We start from the raw sequence: 18,928 nt of genomic DNA on the forward strand, positions 1-18,928 counted from the left end.
AGCGCTCGCGCGAAGGCAAGCCCGGGTGCCGATCCCTACCGTGCAGGCGGCGGGGGCGTATCCGCGGTCACCGGCACAGGGCCGGTGGACTTGGCCTCGAGCAGCGAATCGCCGCCGAGCACGCGGTAGAGCTCGACGCGGTTGGTGGCGCCGACCAGCTGGGTCGCGACCAGCGTGCGCTGCGCGGTATAGAAGGACCGCTGGGCATCGAGGCTGGTGAGGAAGGTATCGATGCCGCCGCGATAGCGCGCGTTGGTGAGGCGCAGCGTATCGGCCGCGGCGACCTGGAAGTTGGTGTTGGCGCGCAGCTGCGCCGCGAGCGTACCTTGGCGGGCGAGCGCATCGGCGGTTTCGCGGAACGCGGTCTGGATCGATCGCTCATAGGTCGCGAGGGCAACGTCGCGCTCGGCCTGGGTGTAGCGGACATTGGCCTTGGCGGCGCCGGCCTGGAAGATCGGATAGCTGATCGACGGCGCGACCGAATAGTTGAACGCGCCGCCGGTGAACAGCGACGACAGGCCGGTGCTGGCGAAACCGAGCAGGCCGGTGAGCGAGATGCGCGGGAACAGCGTCGCGCGCGCGGCGCCGATCTCGGCATTGGTGGCGCGCAGCTCATATTCCGCCTCGACCACGTCGGGGCGGCGCAATAGGATGCCGCTGTCGAGCCCGGCTGAAAGGGTGGCGATGGTGGTCATCGCCTGTTCGATGCTCGCGGGCAGCAGCGCGGCATCGACCGGCGCGCCGACCAGCAGCTGGAGCGCGTTGACGTCCTGCGCGACCAAGGTGGTCTGCTCGGCGAGATCGGCGTTGGCGGTCTCGAGCACCTGCTGCGCCTGGGTGAGATCGGTGCGCGGGCTGACGCCGCCGCTGAGCCGCGCCTGGGTGAGGCGGACGCTCTGCTCGGCGCTGGCGGCGGTGTTGCGCGCGATCGTCAGCAGGCTCTGGTCGGCGGCATAGTTGAGCCACGCCTCGGCGACATCGCCCACCAGCGTGAGGCGGGTGGCGCGCGCGGCGGCCTCCGTCTCGAAATAGCGGTTGAGCGCCGCGCCGGTCAGCGAGCGGACGCGGCCGAACAGATCGAGCTCGAACGCGGTGGCGCCGAGATCGACCGACCAGGCGCTGCTCGAGCTCGACGAGGTGACGACGCTGGAGCCGGTGCCGCCGGTGCTCGTGCCCGTGTCGGTCCCCGTGCCAGTGCCAGTGCCAGTGCCCGTGCCTGTCCCCGTGCCGCCGGAGCCGGTGCTGCTGCTCGCGGTGCTGCGGGTGCCGTTGCCGCCGCCCGAACGCGTGTAGCGGCCGGTGGCATCGATCTCGGGCAGCAGGTCGGCGCGCTGGATGCGATATTGCGCACGCGCCGCGGTAATGTTGGCGGCGGCGATGCGCAGGTCGCGGTTGTTGGCGAGCGCCTGATCGATGATCTGCTGGAGCCGCGCGTCCTTGAAGATGTCGCGATAGGTGACCGCCGGCAGTGTCGCCTCCGACTGGCGCAGATAGGCGTCGCCGACCGGCCACGACGTCGGCACCGGCGCGACCGGGCGGATGTACTTGGGCGCCATCGAGCAGGCCGACAACGTGGTGCCGGCGAGCACCAGCGAAAGGATCAGGCGGCGCATCAGGCGGGCTCCGGCTCGGTCGAGGGCGGCATCGGCGGCGCGGGCGGATCCTTGGGCTTGCCGTCCTGCTGCTTGACCGGCCGGCCGCGCAGCTTGGCGATGCCCTCGCCGACGCCGCTGCGGACGAGCACGAAGAACAACGGGATGTAGAAGATCGCCAGCACCGTCGCGCTGAGCATGCCGCCGACCACCGCGGTGCCGATCGCGATCCGGCTGTTGGCACCGGCGCCGGTGGAGATCGCCAGCGGCATCACGCCGAAGATGAAGGCGAGGCTGGTCATCAGGATCGGGCGGAGACGGATCTTCGCCGCCTCCAGCGCCGCGTCCATCACGCTCGCCCCGCCGCGTTCGGCCTGTTCGGCGAACTCGATCATCAGGATCGCGTTCTTCGCCGCCAGCCCCATCGTCGTCAGCAGCCCGATCTGCAGATAGACGTCGTTGATCAGCCCGCGCAGCGTCACGAACAGAATCGCACCAACGAGGCCGAGCGGAATGATCAACAGCACGGCGATCGGGATCGACCAGCTCTCGTACAGCGCCGCGAGGCACAGGAAGACGACGAGCAGCGACAGGCCATAAAGCAGGGGCGCCTGGCCGCCGGCGAGCCGCTCCTGATAGGAGAGGCCGGACCAGGCGATGCTGGTGCCCTTTACCTGGCCGGCGAGCTCGGCGATCCGCGTCATCGCATCGCCCGAGCTCTTGCCCGCCGCCGCCGATCCCTGGAATTCATAGGACTGAATGCCGTTGAAGCGCGACAGCGTCGTCGGGGCCTGGCCCCATCCGGTCTTGGCGAAGGAGGAGAAAGGCGTCATCGCGCCGGTGGTGCCGCGTACGAACCACTGGCTGAGATCGGACGGCTCGGCGCGGAACTGCGCATCGCCCTGCACATAGACGCGCTTGACGCGGCCGCGGTCGACGAAATCGTTGACATAGGATCCGCCCCAGGCGGTCGACAGCGTCGAATTGACGTTGGCCTGGGTAAGCCCGAGTGCCGACAGCCTTTGCGGATCGGCCTGGACCTGCAGCGTCGCGACATCGGGCAATTCGGTGATGCGCACCGAGGCGAGCGCCGGATCGTTCTTGGCCGCCGCCAGCAGCTTGTCGCGTGCCGCCTCGAAGTCGGCGAGCGGCATGCCGCTGGTGTTCTGCAACTCCACCGTGAAGCCGTTGGACGAGCCAAGGCCGCGGATCGCCGGCGGTACCAGCGCATAGACCTGACCGTCGCGGAAGCCCTTGAACGCGGACGAGGCGCGCGCGACGATCGCGTCGGCGGTATTGTCCTTGCCCTTGCGATCGGCCCAGTCGCGGAAGGCGATAAACCCCTGGCCGGTGTTCTGACCGCTTGCGCCGCCGCCGCCACCGCCGCTGACGGTGAACATGGTGACGGTGTTGTTTCCCTCGTTGCGGCGGAAATAATCCTCCACCTGCTTCTGGAGCGCGAAGGTGCGGCCCTGGGTGGCGCCAGCGGGGAGCTGGAACTGGACGCTGGCGCCGCCCTGATCCTCGGTGGGCAGGAAACCGGTCGGCAGGCGCAGGAACAGCACCGCCAATAGCGCAACGATGGCGGCATAGATCAGCAGGAACAGCCATTTGCGCGCGACCACGGCCTTCACCGCGCCGATGTATTTCTCGATGCCCTTGTCGAACGTCTCGTTGAACTTCTCGCCGCTGCGGGTGAAGAAGTGGGTGACCCCGGGGAAGCGCTGGCCGAACCAGCTTTTCTCGACATTGCCGTCGGCATCGCGCTTCTTCTGCTTGAGCAGCGTCGCGGTCAGCGCCGGCGACAGCACCAGCGCGACGATGACCGACAGCACCATCGCCGAGACCATGGTCAGCGAGAACTGGCGGTAGATCACGCCGGTCGAGCCGCCGAAGAACGCCATCGGCAGGAACACCGCGGACAGCACCAGCGCGATCGCGACCAGCGCGACGGTGATCTCGTCCATCGACTTCACCGTCGCGTCGCGCGGGGAGAGATCGGGATCCTCCTCCATCAGCCGCTCGACGTTCTCGACGACCACGATCGCGTCGTCGACGAGGAGGCCGATCGCGAGCACCAGCCCGAACAGGGTGAGAGTGTTGATCGAGAAGCCGGCGATGTAGAAGATGCCTACCGTGCCGAGCAGCACCACCGGCACCGCGATTGCCGGGATCAGCGTCGCGCGCCAGCTCTGCAGGAACACGAACATGACGATGACGACGAGGATGATCGCCTCGATCAGCGTCTTGACCACTTCCTCGATCGACAGCTTGATGAAATCGGTGGTGTCGTTGGCATAGGCGTATTTCAGCCCCGGCGGGAACGCCTTGCCTGCGGTCGCGATCTCGGCCTTGACCAGCTCGGCGGTGGCGAGCGCGTCGGCGCCCGGCGCGAGCAGGATGGCGATGCCGGCACCCGGATGCTGGTTGACGCGGCTGCGCGCGTTATAGTTCTCGGCGCCGAGCTCGATGCGGGCGACGTCCTTGAGCCGCACGGTGGCGCCGTCGGTCTGCGTCTTGACGATGATGTTGGCGAACTGCTCGGGCGTCTGCAGCCGCGATTGCGCGGTCACGGTGGCGTTGAGCATCTGCGTATCGGGCTGCGGCTGGCCGCCGATCTCACCCGCCGCCACTTCGGTATTCTGGTTGGTGATCGCAGTGGTGATGTCGCTCGGCATCAGCTGGTAACTGGCGAGCTCATTCGGGTTGAGCCAGATCCGCATCGCATATTGCGCGCCGAACACGTTGGTGTCGCCGACGCCCTTGATGCGGCCGAGCGGATCCTGGAGGTTCGAGACCAGATAGTCCGAGACGTCCTGGTTGGTCATCTTGTCGGTGGCGTCATAGACGCCGACGATCAGCAGATTGTCCGGGTTGGACTTGCGGACGATCAGGCCTTGCTGCTGGACCTGCTGGGGTAGGCGCGACAGCGTCTGCTGCACCTGATTCTGCACCTGGACCTGGGCGATGTCCGGATCGGTGCCCTTGGAGAAGGTGACGGTGATCGTCACCGACCCGCGCGACGAGGAGGAGGAGCTGAAATAGAGCAGCCCGTCGATCCCGGTCAGCGATTGCTCGACGACCTGGGTGACGCTGTTCTGGATGGTCTGGGCGGACGCGCCGGGGAAGGTCGCGCGCACCGTTACCTGCGGCGGGGCGACATCGGGATATTGGGCGATCGGCAGCGCGAACATCGCGCCGATCCCGCCCAGCATGATGATGATCGCGATCACCCAGGCGAAGATCGGCCGGTCGATGAAAATGCGGGAGATCATGAGCGGGTCAGCCGGCCTTGCTTTGTGCGGCCGCCTGCTTGGCGTCCTTCGATCCCTTTTTCGGGGGGGCGATATTCTGTGGCGAGCTCGCGGGCACCGCCTTCACCGCCTGGTTAGGCGCGATCTTAGCCAGGCCTTCGGTGATGATCTTGTCGCCGACGTTGATGCCCTTGGTCACCACCCAGAAGGCGCCCTGCGCACGGTCCGCCTGGACGGTGCGCTGGATCGCCTTGTTGCCCGGGCCGACGATATAGACCGTCGCATTGCCCTTGGGATCGCGCGCCACCGCGGCCTGCGGCACCAGGAAGGCGCGGGTGTTAGTCGCCTGCGCGAAGCTCGCGTTGACGAACATGCCCGGGAGCAGCACCCCTTGCGAATTGGGGAAGCGGGCGCGCAGCGTCACCGTGCCGGTGCTGGTGTCGACCAGCGCCTCGGAGAATTCGACGCTGCCGGTGGCGCCATAGTCGCTGCCGTCCTCGAGCATCAGCCGCACCTGGGCACGGGTGGCGACGATGCCGTCCTGGCCGAGCGAGCGGCGCAGCGCGAGCATGTCGCCGCTCGACTGCTGGATGTCGACAAACATCGGATCGAGCCGCTGAATCTGCGCGAGCGGGTCAGTCTGGCTTGCCGAGACGAGCGCGCCGACGGTGAACAGCGAGCGCCCGATCCGGCCGGAGATCGGCGCGGGGACGGTGGTGAACTTGAGGTTGATCTGCGCGGTCTGCAGCGCCGCCTGGGTCTGGCCGACCGCGGCGGTGGCCTGGCGGGCGGTGGCGACCGCGTTGGTGTAATCCTGCTTGCTGACCGCCTCGATCGCAGCGAGCGGCTTGTAGCGCTCCGCCTGGATCCGGGTCGCCTCGGCATTGGCCCGCGCACTCGCCAGATTGGCCTGCGCCTCGTTGGTCGCGGCGCGATAGAGGCGGGGATCGATCTCGTAGAGCGGCTGGCCCTTGGTGACGAGCGAGCCCTCGGTGAAGAACCGCCGGCGGATGATGCCGTTGACCTGCGGACGGACGTCGGAGCTTTCGAAGGCGGTGGTGCGACCGCTGAGCGTCGTCGTCATCGCCACGCTGGTCGGCTGGACGGTGACGTAGCCGACCGTGATCGGGCCTTGGCCGCCGCCCTTGCCGTCACCGCCCTTGCCCGCGCCCTTGTCCTGCGACTGGCCGCCGCCACAAGCTGCGAGCGCCAACATACTCGCGGCCGCTACCGATGCGAAAAGCGCCCGGTTCATTCGTGTGGCTGTCAACTGGCTGGATCCGCTCTCTTTATCCTGGCGGGCGGCTGGCACCCGACGGAATGCACGACTCGCCGATTTCGGCCGGAGGACCAAAATCGGCAATGTCGCGTTCCTGTGCATCAGGTGGCGCGGCCCGTCCATCCTTGTGGTAGAAATTAGGTCATGATCGATGACGAAAAAAGCGCGGCGGCTGCAGCGGCCGTCGCGGAAGTGGCCGACGGCATGCTCGTCGGCTTGGGCACCGGCTCCACCGCCGCCTGGGCCATCCGGCATCTGGCCGCGCGAGTCGCGGCAGGGCTGTCGATCCGCGCGGTCGCGACCTCGGAGGCGAGCGCCTCGCTCGCACGATCGCTCGGGATCGAGGTGCTCGACTTCGCCGCGGTGGACAGCCTCGACCTGACGATCGACGGCACCGACGAGATCGACCCGCGCTTCTTCGCCATTAAAGGTGCCGGCGGCGCGATGTTGCGCGAAAAGGTGGTGGCGGCGGCATCGCGGCGGATGGTGGTGATCGCCGATGCCTCCAAGCGGGTGGAGGCGATCGGCCACGCCAAGCTGCCGGTAGAGATTCTCGCCTTCGCCCGCGCCTCGATCATGGCCACGCTCGGCCCGATCGCGACGACCCGCATGATCGATGGCGTGCCGTTCGTCACCGATAGCGGCAATCTGATCGCCGATTGCGTGTTCGACGGCGGCTTCGCCGACCCGCGCGCCACCGCGCGCTGGCTGGAGGGCATCCCCGGCGTGCTCGGCCATGGCCTGTTCCTCGACGAGGTGGATGCCGCCTATATCGCGACGGGCGATATCGTTACGCGCTTGGAACGGCAGGGTGCATCGGGCTAAAGGCGTACCTATCTTGGCAACCGGATCGAACGTGCTGCGTTCGACACACCGATAGAACGAGGCCCCACTGCATGTCCGACACACAGACCGCCGCCCCCGCCACGGCGGATCCGAAGCTGCATGAAGACGGCAGCCTCGAACGACTGACGATCGACACCATCCGCACCCTGTCGATGGATGCCGTGCAAAAGGCCAACTCCGGCCACCCCGGCACGCCGATGGCGCTCGCCCCGGTCGGCTATGAGCTGTGGGCCAAGTTCCTGCGCTACGATCCGTCGCGCCCCGACTGGCCGAACCGCGACCGCTTCGTGCTGTCGGTCGGCCATGCCTCGATGCTGCTCTATTCGCTGATCCATCTCGCGGGAATCGAGGAGATCGGCTCGGACGGCAACAAGACCGGCAACGAGGCGGTCAGCCTCGAGGATATCAAGGGCTTCCGCCAGCTGTCGTCGAAGACCCCGGGCCATCCCGAGTATCGCCACACCACCGGCGTCGAGACCACCACCGGGCCGCTCGGCGCGGGCTGCTCCAATTCGGTCGGCATGGCGATCGCCGAGCGCTGGCTGGCGGCGCGCTACAACAAGCAGGGCTTCACCCTGTTCGACCATGACGTCTACACGCTGTGCGGCGACGGCGACATGATGGAGGGCGTCGCCTCCGAGGCCGCGAGCCTCGCCGGCCATCTCAAGCTGTCGAACCTCTGCTGGATCTACGATTCCAACCACATCTCGATCGAAGGCAGCACCTCGATCGCATTCGACGAGGATGTCGGCCAGCGCTTCCAGGCTTATGGCTGGAACGTCATCCACATCAACGACGCCAACGACACCAAGGCGCTCGACGACGCGATCGCCACCTTCAAGGCGACCAACGACAAGCCGACCTTTATCGTCGTCCACTCGATCATCGGCTATGGCAGCCCCAAGGCGGGCAGCGAAAAGGCCCATGGCGAGCCGCTCGGCGAGGAGAATGTGCGCCTCACCAAGCAGGCCTATGGCTGGCCCGAGGACAAGAGCTTCTACGTGCCCGAGGGCGTCGCCGAGCATTTCCACGGCGCGATCGCCGGCCGCGGCCAGCCGCTGCGCGAGGAATGGGAGCAGACGTTCGCGCGCTATCGCACCGAACATGCCGATCTCGCCGCCGAGCTCGACCTCATGCTCAAGGACAAGCTTCCTGAGGGCTGGGACGCGGACGTGCCGGTGTTCCCGGCCGATCCCAAGGGCCTCGCCAGCCGCGATTCGGGCGGCAAGGTGCTCAACGCGCTGGTCGGCAAGGTGCCGTGGCTGATTGGTGGCTCGGCGGATCTGTCGCCCTCCACCAAGACTGACATCAAGGGTGCGGACTCATTCGAGCCCAATAACTACGGCGGCCGCAACTTCCATTTCGGCGTGCGCGAACATGGCATGGGCGGCGTGGTCAACGGCATGTCGCTCTCGCACCTGCGCAGCTACGGCTCCACCTTCCTGGTGTTCGTCGATTACATGCGCGCGCCGGTCCGCTTGTCGGCGATCATGGAACTCGCCTCGATCTGGGTGTTCACCCATGATTCGATCGGCGTCGGCGAGGATGGCCCCACCCACCAGCCGATCGAACATCTCGCAACGCTGCGCGCGATCCCCGGGCTGGACACGATCCGCCCGGGCGATGCCAATGAGGTCGCCTATGCCTGGCGTGCCGCGCTCGAGGACGCCAGCCGCCCGACCGCGCTGATCTTCTCGCGGCAGGCGCTGCCGACGCTCGACCGAGACAAATACGCGCCGGCCGAGGGCGTGCTCAAGGGCGGCTATGTGCTCGCCGACTGCGAGGGCACGCCGGACGTGATCCTGATCGCGACCGGCTCGGAACTGTCGCTGGTGGTCGATGCGCATGAGAAGCTGATCGCCGACGGGGTCAAGAGCCGGGTGGTCTCGCTGCCGAGCTGGTATCGCTACGAGCTGCAGGACGAGGCGTACAAGGAGAGCGTGCTGCCGTCGGCGGTGCCGCTGCGCCTCGCGGTGGAGCAGGCCGGCGAGATGGGCTGGCACCGCTACGTCGGGCTCAAGGGCAAGACGATCACCATGTCGACCTTCGGTGCCTCGGCACCGCTCGCCAAGTTGCAGGACAAATACGGCTTCACGCTCGACAATGTCGTCAAGGTGGCCAAGCAGATGCTGGAGACCAAGTGATGGGCACGCTCAACGATCTGAGTGCCAAGGGCACCGCGGTATGGCTCGATTTCGTCGATCGCAAGTTCCTGGAGGCCGGTGGCTTACAGAAGCTGGTCGACGAGGACAGCCTGTCGGGCGTCACCTCCAACCCGTCGATCTTCGAAAAAGCGATGGGCCATGGCACCGCCTATGACGAGACGTTGGCGGCCTATGACAAGGACCATGGCGGCGCCGCGACGATCGACCGCTACGAGCACCTCGCGATCCAGGACATCAAGGCCGCGGCCGAGACGCTGCGCCCAGTCTACGATCGGCTCGACAGCAAGGACGGCTATGTCAGCCTCGAAGTGTCGCCGTACATCGCCGACGATACCGATGCGACCATCACCGAGGCGCAGAAGCTGTGGAAGGCGGTCGACCGCCCGAACCTGATGATCAAGATCCCGGGCACGCTCGCGGGCGGCCCGGCGATTTCGGCGACGATCGCGGCCGGGATCAACGTCAACGTCACGCTGCTGTTCGCGGTGGACGCCTATATCCGCGTCGCCGAGGCCTATGCCGCCGGCCTCGAGGAGCGCGTTCGCCAAGGCCAGCCGATCGACCGGATCGCCAGCGTCGCCAGCTTCTTCGTCAGCCGCATCGATGCGGTGATCGATAAGAAGATCGATGCACTCGGCACCGACGAGGCCAAGGCGCTGCGCGGCAAGGTTGCGATCGCCAACGCCAAGATGGCGTATCAATGGTATCTCGACTTCCTCAAGTCGGACCGCTGGCAGGCGCTCGCCGCCAAGGGCGCGCAGCCGCAGCGGCTGCTGTGGGCGTCGACCGGCGTCAAGGACAAGGCGTATAAGGACACGCTCTACGTCGACCAGCTGATCGGTGCCGACACGGTCAACACCATGCCGCCGGCGACGATGGACGCGTTCCGCGAGCGCGGCACCGTCGGCGACACGCTGACCCAGAATGTCGACGAGGCCCGTCACGTCATGGCCGAGGCCGAGCGCCTCGGGCTCGATCTCACCGGGGTCACCGACACGCTGGTCGAGGAAGGCGTCGCCTCCTTCGCCAAGGCGTTCGACGATCTCCTGGGCTCGATCGCCAAGAAGCAGCCGGCCACCGCCGCCTGAGCCGCGACCTCCCGAATTTACCGAAGGACTTACCATGAAGATCGGACTGATCGGCCTCGGCCGGATGGGTGGCAATATCGCACGCCGCCTGATGAAGGACGGGCATGAGGTGGTCGCGTTCGATCGCAACGCCGATGCCGTCGCCGCGCTCGCGGCCGACGGCGCCGAGGGTGCGAGCTCGCTGCAGGAGGCGCGCGCCAAGCTCGACACGCCGGCGATCTGGTGGGTGATGCTGCCGGCCGGCGACCCGACCGAGCAGACCATCGATGCGATCGCGACCGACGCGCGCGACGGCGACATCATCATCGATGGCGGCAACACCTTCTACAAGGACGACATCCGCCGCGCCAAGAAGCTGGCGGAAAAGGGCATCCATTACGTCGACGTCGGCACCTCGGGCGGCGTCTGGGGCCTCGAGCGCGGCTATTGCATGATGATCGGCGGCGACAAGGCGACCGTCGACCTGCTCGATCCGATCTTCGACACGCTGGCGCCGGGCCTTGGCACCATCGTCCGCACCCCCGGACGCGACGCCGCCAACGAGGACCCGCGCGCCGAGAAGGGCTATATCCATGCCGGCCCGGCGGGCGCGGGCCATTTCGTCAAGATGGTCCACAACGGCATCGAATACGGCCTGATGCAGGCCTATGCCGAGGGCTTCGACATCCTCAAGGGCAAGTCGACCGACAAGCTGCCCGAGGACGAGCGCTTCGACCTCAACCTCACCGACATCGCCGAGGTGTGGCGCCGCGGCAGCGTGATCTCGTCGTGGCTGCTCGATCTCACCGCGATCGGCCTCGCCAAGGACCAGATGCTCGAGCATTTCACCGGCAGCGTCGCCGATTCAGGCGAGGGCCAGTGGACGATCGACGCGGCGATGGAAGAGAAGGTCCCCGCCAACGTCCTCACCGCGGCGCTGTTCGCGCGCTACCGCAGCCGCGTCGACCATACCTTCGGTGACAAGCTGCTGTCGGCGATGCGCTTCGGCTTCGGCGGCCATGTCGAGATGCCGCAGTGAGCGCCATCAAGTTGGTCGTGTCCGATGTCGATGGTACCCTGGTAGACAAGCAGAAGCAGCTCACCCCCGCTACCATTGAGGCCGTCAAGCGGCTCGAGGCGGCGGGGATCGGCTTCACGGTGATCAGCGCCCGCCCGCGATCGGGCGTGCAGCCGATCGCCGATGCGCTGGAAATCGACGGCGTGATCGCCGCGTTCAACGGCGGCATTATCTTCAAGCGCGATGGCACCGTTACCGAGCATCACACCATCGACGAGGCCGCGGTGCGCGGCATCCTTGCGCTGGCTGAGGGCGCGGCTGTCGACACCTGGCTGTTCGCCGACGACCAGTGGTTTGCCTCGACCGACCAAGGCGCGCATGTCGGCAGCGAGCGCAAGGCGGCGAACCAGGAGCCGGTGGTCGACATTGCCGCTGCCAACCTGGCGCAGATCGACAAGATCACCTTCGTCAGCGACGAGCCCCAGGTGCTGATCGACCTCAAGGCGAAGATCGCCGGCTTCAACGATCAAGCCACCATCGCCCAGTCGCAGACCTATTATCTCGACGTGACCGCGCCGCTCGCCAACAAGGGCGACGGCATCGTTTCGCTGGCGAAGACGCTCGGCCAGCCGATGGAGGCGATCGCGGCGATCGGCGACCAGTTCAACGATGTCCCGATGCTGGAAAAGGCCGGTTTCGCGGTCGTGATGGGCAATGCGCCGGACGGGGTGAAGGCCTATGCGGATGAAGTGACCACCGCTAACGATGCCGATGGCGTCGCCCACGCGATCCACACCTTCATCTTTCCCCGCCTTGGAGTGCCCGCATGAAACAACTGGTTGCCTTCGACCTCGACGGAACGCTGGCCGAGAGCAAGCAGCCCCTGCAGGCGCCGATGGGCGAGGCGCTCGCCGATCTGCTCGGCGTCGCCCATGTCGCGGTGATCTCGGGTGGCGACTGGCCGCAGTTCGAAAAGCAGGTGGCGAGCCGGTTGCCCGAGCGCGCCGATCGCACCAAGCTGTGGCTGATGCCGACCACCGGCACCAAGCTCTACACCTATCGCGACGGCGCCTGGAGCTCGGTCTATGCCGAATTGTTCGACGACGAGCTGAAGAAGAAAATCCTCACTGCGTTCGATGCCTCGCTGGAGGCCACCGGCTTCGTCCCCGAGCAGACCTGGGGCGAGCGGATCGAGGATCGTGGCAGCCAGATCACCTTCTCCGCGCTCGGCCAGCAGGCGCCGATCGACGCCAAGGAACATTGGGATCCCAAGTTCGAGAAGCGCAAGATCATCCAGGCCGATCTCAAGCAGCGGCTGCCGGGCCTGTCGATCAACATGGGCGGCGCGACCTCGATCGACATCACGCGCGAGGGTGTCGACAAGGCCTATGGCCTCAAGAAGCTGCGCGACGAGAGCGGCATCGCGCTGGATGTGATGATGTTCATCGGTGACGCGATCTTCCCGGGCGGCAACGACTATCCGGCGAAGGAACTGGGGCTCGACACGGTGCGCGTCCGCGATCCCGAGGAGACCATCTCGGTGATCACCGCGATCGTCGCCTGCCAGAAGTAAGCGCGGCGGGCGGGGCTGGGGACATGTGACCCAGCCCGTCGGTGTTGCCACCAACCTGCGCTTTGTACACCGTCATCCCCGCGAAAGCCGGGATCTCCTCAAGGAGAGGACATCGCGCCACCGCGCGAGACCCCAGCTTCCGCTGGGAGGACGGATCTGGGCGAGGTAACCTCCTCCACCGACGCAAAACGCACCCATTCTGGTTCTCTTACGTCTCGTTAAGCGCCTCACCGCCACACCCGCCAGATAACGACGGAGGGCAGGGGCCCGGTGAACGACCAACACGAAACGATCGGCGGGCAGCGTCGGCTCTGGCGCATGCTTGCCTGGCTGCTCGCGCTGTTCGGCGCAACGATCGCCGCCCCGGCGATGGCGGCCTGCTCGGCACCGACAACGCTTACCGATCCGCTCGGCACCTATTCGGCACCGACCATCAAGGCCGGGGCGACCGGCTATCTGTCGGTGCCCGGCGGCTTCACCTGCACCAGCGCCAGCGTGCTGACGCTGCTCGGCGCCAATTACCTGCGGGTGACGGTGGACAGCGCGGCGGTGCTGGAAATCCCATCGCTGACGCTGGCGGGGACGCCGGCCAAGCCGATCGCGACGGTGCCCTACAGCCTGGCGGTCGCCGCCTCCGGCACGCCCGCGCTGACCCCGGGCAATACCGTCTATCTGATCAACGGCACCGCGCTCAACCTGCTCGGGCTGCTCGGCGACAATGCGATGAATGTGCCGCTGTTCATCAAGCCGCAGAGCACCGTCCAGGTGCCCCCGGGCAATTACCAGGGCACCGTCAAGGTGAAGTGGGAATGGCGGTTCTGCTCGGTGATTGAGGCCGCGGGCATCTGCGTCGGCACGCTGGAGAGCGGCACCGCGACGACCACGATCACCTTCACGCTCACCGTGGTGGCGAGCAAACCCGCCACCGTCACCATCGCCTCGGTCATCACCTGGGATCCGGTGTCGGGCACCAACAGCCCCAAGATGATCCCCGGCGCCAAGCGCCGCGTGACGATGACGGTCGCCAACCCCGATCTGGTGCCGCTCGATCTCAACAAGCTCAACGTCACGCTGCCGACGCCGGCGGGCACGGTGATCGCGCTCGATGGCGACGGCACTGGCCAGGGCCAGGTGATCCAGTTCACGCCGAACGCATCGACGCTGCTGTTCAATTACACGAGCCCGAGCGACCTCGGCGACGACGTGGATTTCTCCACCAACGGCGGCGCCAGCTACATCGCGGTGCCCACCCCGGGCGACGCGGCCAGCCAGGCCTCGGTCAACAGCGTGCTGTTCCACCCGCGCGGGGCGATGGCTGCGGGATCCTCGTTCAGCGTGTCGCTGCCGTATTCGGTGCGGTGAGGGACGGGGCTTCACGCACGACCCGCACGCTTCGGGTTGGATCAGGCGATGGATCCTGAAACGAGTTCAGGATGATGGTTGGTTAGCGGCTGCTCCGCGCATCTAAGAAAAAGGGGCGCCCGGCTTGTGCCGGACGCCCCCTTTGACGGCTGAGCCGATGGCTCAGGCCGAATAGTACATGTCGTATTCGACCGGCGACGGGGTCATTTCCCAGCGCGCGACTTCCTGGAACTTCAGCTCGATGTAGGATTCGATCTGGTCCTTGGAGAAGACGTCGCCCTTGAGCAGGAAGTCATGGTCGGCCGTCAGGCTGTCGAGCGCTTCGCGGAGCGAGGCGCAGACGGTCGGGACTTCGGCGAGCTCTGCCGGGGGCAGGTCGTACAGGTTCTTGTCCATCGCCTCGCCGGGATGGATCTTGTTCTGGATGCCGTCCATGCCGGCCATCATCAGCGCCGCATAAGCGAGATACGGATTGGCCATCGCGTCGGGGAAGCGGACCTCGACGCGCTTCGCCTTGGCACCGGTGCCATAGGGGATGCGGCACGAGGCCGAGCGGTTGCGCGCCGAATAGGCGAGCAGCACCGGTGCCTCATAACCCGGCACCAGCCGCTTGTAGCTGTTGGTGGTCGGGTTGGTGAAGGCGTTCACCGCCTTGGCGTGCTTGATGATGCCGCCGATGAAATAGAGGCACATGTCGCTAAGACCAGCATAGCCGTTGCCGGCGAACAGCGGCTCCTTGCCGTTCCAGATCGAGAAGTGGGTGTGCATTCCCGAGCCATTATCTTCCTTGATCGGCTTGGGCATGAAGGTCGCCGACTTGCCATAGGCATGCGCCACCTGGTGGACGACGTACTTGTAGATCTGCATGCGATCGGCAGTGGTGGTCAGCGTGCCGAAGGTCAGGCCGAGCTCGTGCTGCGCGGCGGCGACCTCATGGTGATGCTTGTCGCAGGGCAGGCCCATCTCGAGCATGGTCGAGACCATCTCGCCGCGGATGTCGACGGCGCTGTCGACCGGCGCGACCGGGAAATAGCCGCCCTTGGCGCGCGGCCGGTGGCCGAGGTTGCCGCCCTCATAGTCGCGGCCGGTGTTGGTCGGCAGCTCGATGTCGTCGATCTTAAAGTAGGATTCGGCATAGTTGGTGTCGAACTGCACGTTGTCGAACATGAAGAACTCGGCCTCGGGGCCGACATAGACGGTGTCGCCGATCCCGGTGGTCTTGAGATAGGCTTCGGCGCGCTTGGCGGTCGAGCGCGGGTCACGCGCGTAGAGCTCGCCGGTCGAGGGCTCGACGATGTCGCAGAACACGATCAGCATCGGCGTCGCCGAGAATGGATCGGTGTAGACCGCGTCGAGATCGGGCTTGAGCACCATGTCGGACTCGTTGATGACCTTCCAGCCCTCGATCGAGGAGCCGTCGAACATCAGGCCGTCGGTGAACTCGTCCTCGCCCATGATGCTCGCGACCATGGTGAGGTGCTGCCACTTGCCCTTGGGGTCGGTGAAGCGCAGATCGACCCACTCGATCTCCTCTTCCTTGATCTTCTTCAGGATATCGCCGGCCGAATTCGCCATGTGCTTGGTCTTCCCTATCGACACCCCGGCGGACACCGGGGTCGTTACGTTGCAAGAGGTGCCGGCGTGCGCCGGACAATGGAAACGCCTGCTAGATCGCCGCTTCGTCGCGCTCGCCGGTGCGGATGCGCAGCACGGTCTCGACCGGGATCACGAAGATCTTGCCGTCGCCGATCCGCCCGGTCTGCGCCGCGGCGGCGATCGCCTCGACGACACGCTCGGCAAGGCCGTCTTCGACGACCACCTCGAGCTTCACCTTGGGCAGGAAATCGACGACATATTCGGCGCCGCGATACAGTTCGGTATGGCCCTTCTGGCGACCGAAGCCCTTGGCCTCGGTGACGGTGATGCCGCTGACGCCGATCTCGTGGAGCGCTTCCTTTACCTCATCCAGCTTGAACGGCTTGATGATGGCCTCGACCTTCTTCACCTCGAAATTGCCCCTTCGTGGATGCCGCGCCCGAGCCGGCGCCTTGCATCAAGGGTGCCACTCCAGGGCGCTGCGGGCAACCGGATTCAGGGGTGATTCGCTGCCGTAAAAACGGGCAGAAAGTGGCGTCGTGCCTGCGTGTTGGGCAGACTGGAGGATCTGGTGCGTGGCCGCCGAACGCGCCGAAAGTCCGTCATGCTGAACCCGTTTCAGCATCCACCACTCGACGCGACCAGCGAGCGCGCGGACAGTGTCGGCCATGGATGCTGAAACGAGTTCAGCATGACGGAACAAGGGTGAGGCTCAGCCGTCCTGCTTGGCGAGCCATTCCTCCAGCCACTTGATCGTATAGGCGCCTTCCTGGAACTCGGGGTCGTCGAGCAGCGCCTGATGGAGCGGGATGGTGGTGGTCGGCCCCTCGATCACGAACTCCTCCAGCGCCCGCCGCAGCCGGCGCAGCGCGCCCTGGCGGGTGGTACCGTAGACGATCAGCTTGGCGATCATCGAGTCGTAATAAGGCGGCACGCGGTAACCGGCGTAGAGCCCACTATCGACGCGGACGTGCATGCCGCCGGGCGCGTGGAACTGCTTCACCAGACCGGGCGAGGGCGCGAAGGTGCGCGGATCCTCGGCGTTGATCCGGCATTCGATGGCGTGGCCGCGGAACTGGACGTCCTCCTGGCGCAGCGTCAGGCCATGGCCCTCGGCGACGCGGATCTGCTCGCGGACGAGATCGAGCCCGGTGATCATCTCCGTCACCGGATGCTCCACCTGCAGACGGGTGTTCATCTCGATGAAGTAGAACTCGCCGTCTTCCCACAGGAATTCGATGGTGCCGGCGCCGCGATAGCCCATGTCGGCCATCGCCTTGGCGACGATGCCGCCCATCCGGTCGCGCTCCTCGGCCGAGATGATCGGCGAGGGGGCTTCCTCGAGCACCTTCTGGTGGCGGCGCTGCAGCGAGCAGTCGCGCTCGCCGAGGTGAATGGCATTGCCCTCGCCATCGCCGAAGATCTGGAATTCGATGTGCCGCGGGTTGCCGAGGTACTTTTCCATGTACACCGTGGCGTCGCCGAACGCGGCCTTCGCCTCGGTGCCGGCCTGCTGCATCAGCGTCTCGAGGCTGTCGGGGCCGGTGCATACCTTCATGCCGCGGCCGCCGCCGCCCGAGGCGGCCTTGATGATCACCGGATAGCCGATCTGATCCGCGAGCGCCTTGGCTTCGGCAAGATCGCTGATCGCGCCGTCGGAGCCCGGCACCAGCGGCAGCCCCAGCGCGCCCGCGGTGCGCTTGGCCTCCACCTTGTCGCCCATGGTGCGGATATGCTCGGGCTTGGGGCCGACGAAGAGCAACCCGTGCAGCTCGACGATCTCGGCGAAGCGGGCGTTCTCGCTGAGAAAGCCATAGCCCGGGTGGATCGCGTCGGCGCCGCTGATCTCGGCGGCCGAGATGATGTTGGGGATGTTGAGATAGCTGTCGGTCGCCGCCGGCGGCCCGATGCAGATTGCCTCGTCGGCGAGGCGGACGTGCATGGCGTCGCTGTCGGCGGTGGAATGCACCGCGACCGTCTTGATCCCCATCTCGTGGCAGGCGCGATGGATGCGCAGCGCGATCTCGCCGCGGTTCGCGATCAGGAGCTTCTTGATCTGACGCATGATTACTCGACGACGATCAGGGGCTGGTCGAACTCGACCGGCTGGCCGTTCTCGATCAGCACCGCGGTAACGGTGCCGCCCGACGGCGCGGTGATCGGGTTCATCACCTTCATCGCCTCGACGATCAGCAGCGTGTCACCCGCCGATACTTTCTGGCCGATCGCCGCAAACGGCTTGGCGCCGGGCTCGGCCGAGAGATAGGCGGTGCCGACCATCGGTGACTTGACCGCGCTGGCGGTGCTCGCCGGCGCCGAGGCGCCGACTTCGGCGGCGACCGGGGTGGGCAGCGACAGCGGCGCGGTGGTCATCGGCGCAGGGGCGTTGCCGTAGTGCACCGGGGCTGCCGCGGCGGCCTTGCGCGCGACGCGGATCTTGCGCTCGCCATGCTCGACCTCGATCTCGGTCAGCTGGGTGGCGTCGAGCAGTTCGGCGAGCTGGCGAACCAGATCGATATCGACCTGCATCGATCCGGTCGGGGAGCTGGCCTGGGCGCCGTTGGCGGCATCGTCGTTGGTGAAGTCGGTCATGGGCGGGCCTCCTGTCAGAAGCGCGCAACGGCTTCAAGCGCGAGCAAGTAGGAAAGCGCGCCGAACCCGGCAATGGTTCCCTTGGCGGCCTGGCCGACATAGCTCGTGTGGCGGAAGCGTTCGCGCGCATGCGGGTTGGAAAGATGGACTTCGATCACGGGGGTCTTCACCCCCTTGATCGCATCGTGGATGGCGATGGAGGTATGGGTGAAGGCGCCGGCGTTGAGCAGCACGCCGCGGGCGCCGACCGCCTGCGCCTCCTGGATCCAGTCGACCAGATGGCCTTCATGGTTGGACTGGCGCATGTCGATTTCGAGGCCGAGCGCGCGGGCGCGGTCCTCGAGCTGGCCGGCGATGTCGTCGAGCGTCTCGTCGCCGTAGATCTCGGGCTCGCGGGTGCCGAGCAGGTTGAGGTTGGGGCCGTTGAGGACGAAAACCGTGTCCGACATGCAGGGGTCCTTCGCTCGCCCTTCCGCCCGGGCCGGGGTTGCGACGCCGGGTAGTGGCGCCTAGATCGACCCTCTCCCTACCCGGTCGCGTCGCGTGAAGTCGAGATGCGCCTCATCCATGGTGGATCACCCTCG

16 protein-coding genes are annotated in these 18,928 nt (G+C 66.5%); 7 read left to right on the top strand and 9 right to left on the bottom strand.

Going from position 1 to position 18,928, the window contains the following annotated elements:
* Nucleotides 1–35: 35 nt before the first annotated feature.
* Genes OXR60_RS04775 through OXR60_RS04785 form a run of 3 tightly spaced genes read right to left on the bottom strand, consistent with a single transcriptional unit; the run spans nucleotide 36 to nucleotide 6,062 of the window.
* A complete protein-coding gene (locus tag OXR60_RS04775) occupies nucleotides 36–1,613 on the bottom strand; it encodes an efflux transporter outer membrane subunit (RefSeq protein WP_267394587.1) in 1,578 nt (525 codons plus the stop codon).
* A complete protein-coding gene (locus OXR60_RS04780; protein ID WP_267394589.1) occupies nucleotides 1,613–4,867 on the bottom strand; it encodes a multidrug efflux RND transporter permease subunit in 3,255 nt (1,084 codons plus the stop codon). The genes OXR60_RS04775 and OXR60_RS04780 overlap by 1 nt, the downstream gene beginning before the upstream one ends.
* A gap of 7 nt (nucleotides 4,868–4,874) precedes the next feature.
* A complete protein-coding gene (locus tag OXR60_RS04785) occupies nucleotides 4,875–6,062 on the bottom strand; it encodes an efflux RND transporter periplasmic adaptor subunit (RefSeq protein ID WP_267394591.1) in 1,188 nt (395 codons plus the stop codon).
* 207 nt (nucleotides 6,063–6,269) lie between these two features.
* Between OXR60_RS04785 and rpiA the strand changes: the two genes are divergently transcribed.
* From rpiA to OXR60_RS04820, 7 genes are all read left to right on the top strand, one after another.
* Nucleotides 6,270–6,950 carry a ribose-5-phosphate isomerase RpiA gene (gene rpiA / locus OXR60_RS04790; RefSeq protein ID WP_267394593.1) on the top strand — a complete coding sequence of 227 codons (681 nt, stop codon included), beginning with the start codon at nucleotides 6,270–6,272 and terminating at the stop codon, nucleotides 6,948–6,950.
* 71 nt (nucleotides 6,951–7,021) lie between these two features.
* Nucleotides 7,022–9,115, top strand: coding sequence for a transketolase (gene tkt / locus OXR60_RS04795; protein ID WP_267394595.1), 2,094 nt, complete (start codon nucleotides 7,022–7,024; stop codon nucleotides 9,113–9,115).
* The gene (tal, locus tag OXR60_RS04800; RefSeq protein ID WP_267394597.1) at nucleotides 9,115–10,224 is read left to right on the top strand and encodes a transaldolase; all 1,110 of its coding nucleotides are present in this window, start codon (nucleotides 9,115–9,117) and stop codon (nucleotides 10,222–10,224) included. Before tkt ends, tal begins: the two co-directional genes overlap by 1 nt.
* 34 nt (nucleotides 10,225–10,258) lie before the next feature.
* Nucleotides 10,259–11,242, top strand: a complete 984-nt coding sequence (gnd, locus tag OXR60_RS04805) for a phosphogluconate dehydrogenase (NAD(+)-dependent, decarboxylating) (RefSeq protein WP_267394599.1) — start codon at nucleotides 10,259–10,261, stop codon at nucleotides 11,240–11,242.
* A 17-nt stretch (nucleotides 11,243–11,259) separates the two neighbouring features.
* Nucleotides 11,260–12,051 (top strand): Cof-type HAD-IIB family hydrolase, encoded by a 792-nt coding sequence (locus OXR60_RS04810; protein WP_267394601.1) that lies wholly within the window; start codon nucleotides 11,260–11,262, stop codon nucleotides 12,049–12,051.
* A complete protein-coding gene (locus OXR60_RS04815) occupies nucleotides 12,048–12,794 on the top strand; it encodes an HAD-IIB family hydrolase (RefSeq protein ID WP_267394603.1) in 747 nt (248 codons plus the stop codon). Before OXR60_RS04810 ends, OXR60_RS04815 begins: the two co-directional genes overlap by 4 nt.
* 270 nt (nucleotides 12,795–13,064) lie before the next feature.
* Nucleotides 13,065–14,156, top strand: coding sequence for a protein CsuE (locus tag OXR60_RS04820; protein ID WP_267394605.1), 1,092 nt, complete (start codon nucleotides 13,065–13,067; stop codon nucleotides 14,154–14,156).
* 162 nt (nucleotides 14,157–14,318) lie between these two features.
* Here OXR60_RS04820 and glnA read toward each other — a convergent pair whose 3' ends face one another.
* The 6 genes from glnA to aroQ all read right to left on the bottom strand — a co-directional run bounded on the left by glnA (nucleotide 14,319) and on the right by aroQ (nucleotide 18,793).
* Nucleotides 14,319–15,731, bottom strand: a complete 1,413-nt coding sequence (gene glnA, locus OXR60_RS04825) for a type I glutamate--ammonia ligase (protein WP_267394607.1) — start codon at nucleotides 15,729–15,731, stop codon at nucleotides 14,319–14,321.
* A 91-nt stretch (nucleotides 15,732–15,822) separates the two neighbouring features.
* Entirely contained in the window at nucleotides 15,823–16,161 is a 339-nt protein-coding gene (locus OXR60_RS04830) for a P-II family nitrogen regulator (RefSeq protein WP_267394609.1), read from the bottom strand.
* 48 nt (nucleotides 16,162–16,209) lie between these two features.
* Entirely contained in the window at nucleotides 16,210–16,422 is a 213-nt protein-coding gene (locus tag OXR60_RS04835) for a hypothetical protein (protein WP_267394611.1), read from the bottom strand.
* Nucleotides 16,423–16,464: 42 nt separating this feature from the next.
* Nucleotides 16,465–17,817, bottom strand: coding sequence for an acetyl-CoA carboxylase biotin carboxylase subunit (accC, locus tag OXR60_RS04840; protein ID WP_267394613.1), 1,353 nt, complete (start codon nucleotides 17,815–17,817; stop codon nucleotides 16,465–16,467).
* A gap of 2 nt (nucleotides 17,818–17,819) precedes the next feature.
* Complete coding sequence (accB, locus tag OXR60_RS04845) at nucleotides 17,820–18,344, bottom strand: acetyl-CoA carboxylase biotin carboxyl carrier protein (protein ID WP_267394616.1); 525 nt, start codon at nucleotides 18,342–18,344, stop codon at nucleotides 17,820–17,822.
* A 14-nt stretch (nucleotides 18,345–18,358) separates the two neighbouring features.
* Nucleotides 18,359–18,793: a type II 3-dehydroquinate dehydratase gene (gene aroQ, locus OXR60_RS04850; RefSeq protein ID WP_267394618.1), complete on the bottom strand. Its 435-nt coding sequence runs from the start codon at nucleotides 18,791–18,793 to the stop codon at nucleotides 18,359–18,361.
* Between the last annotated feature and the right edge of the window lie 135 nt (nucleotides 18,794–18,928).

Origin of the sequence: Sphingomonas sp. GC_Shp_5, from assembly GCF_026540855.1 — a bacterium.
GTDB lineage: Bacteria > Pseudomonadota > Alphaproteobacteria > Sphingomonadales > Sphingomonadaceae > Sphingomonas.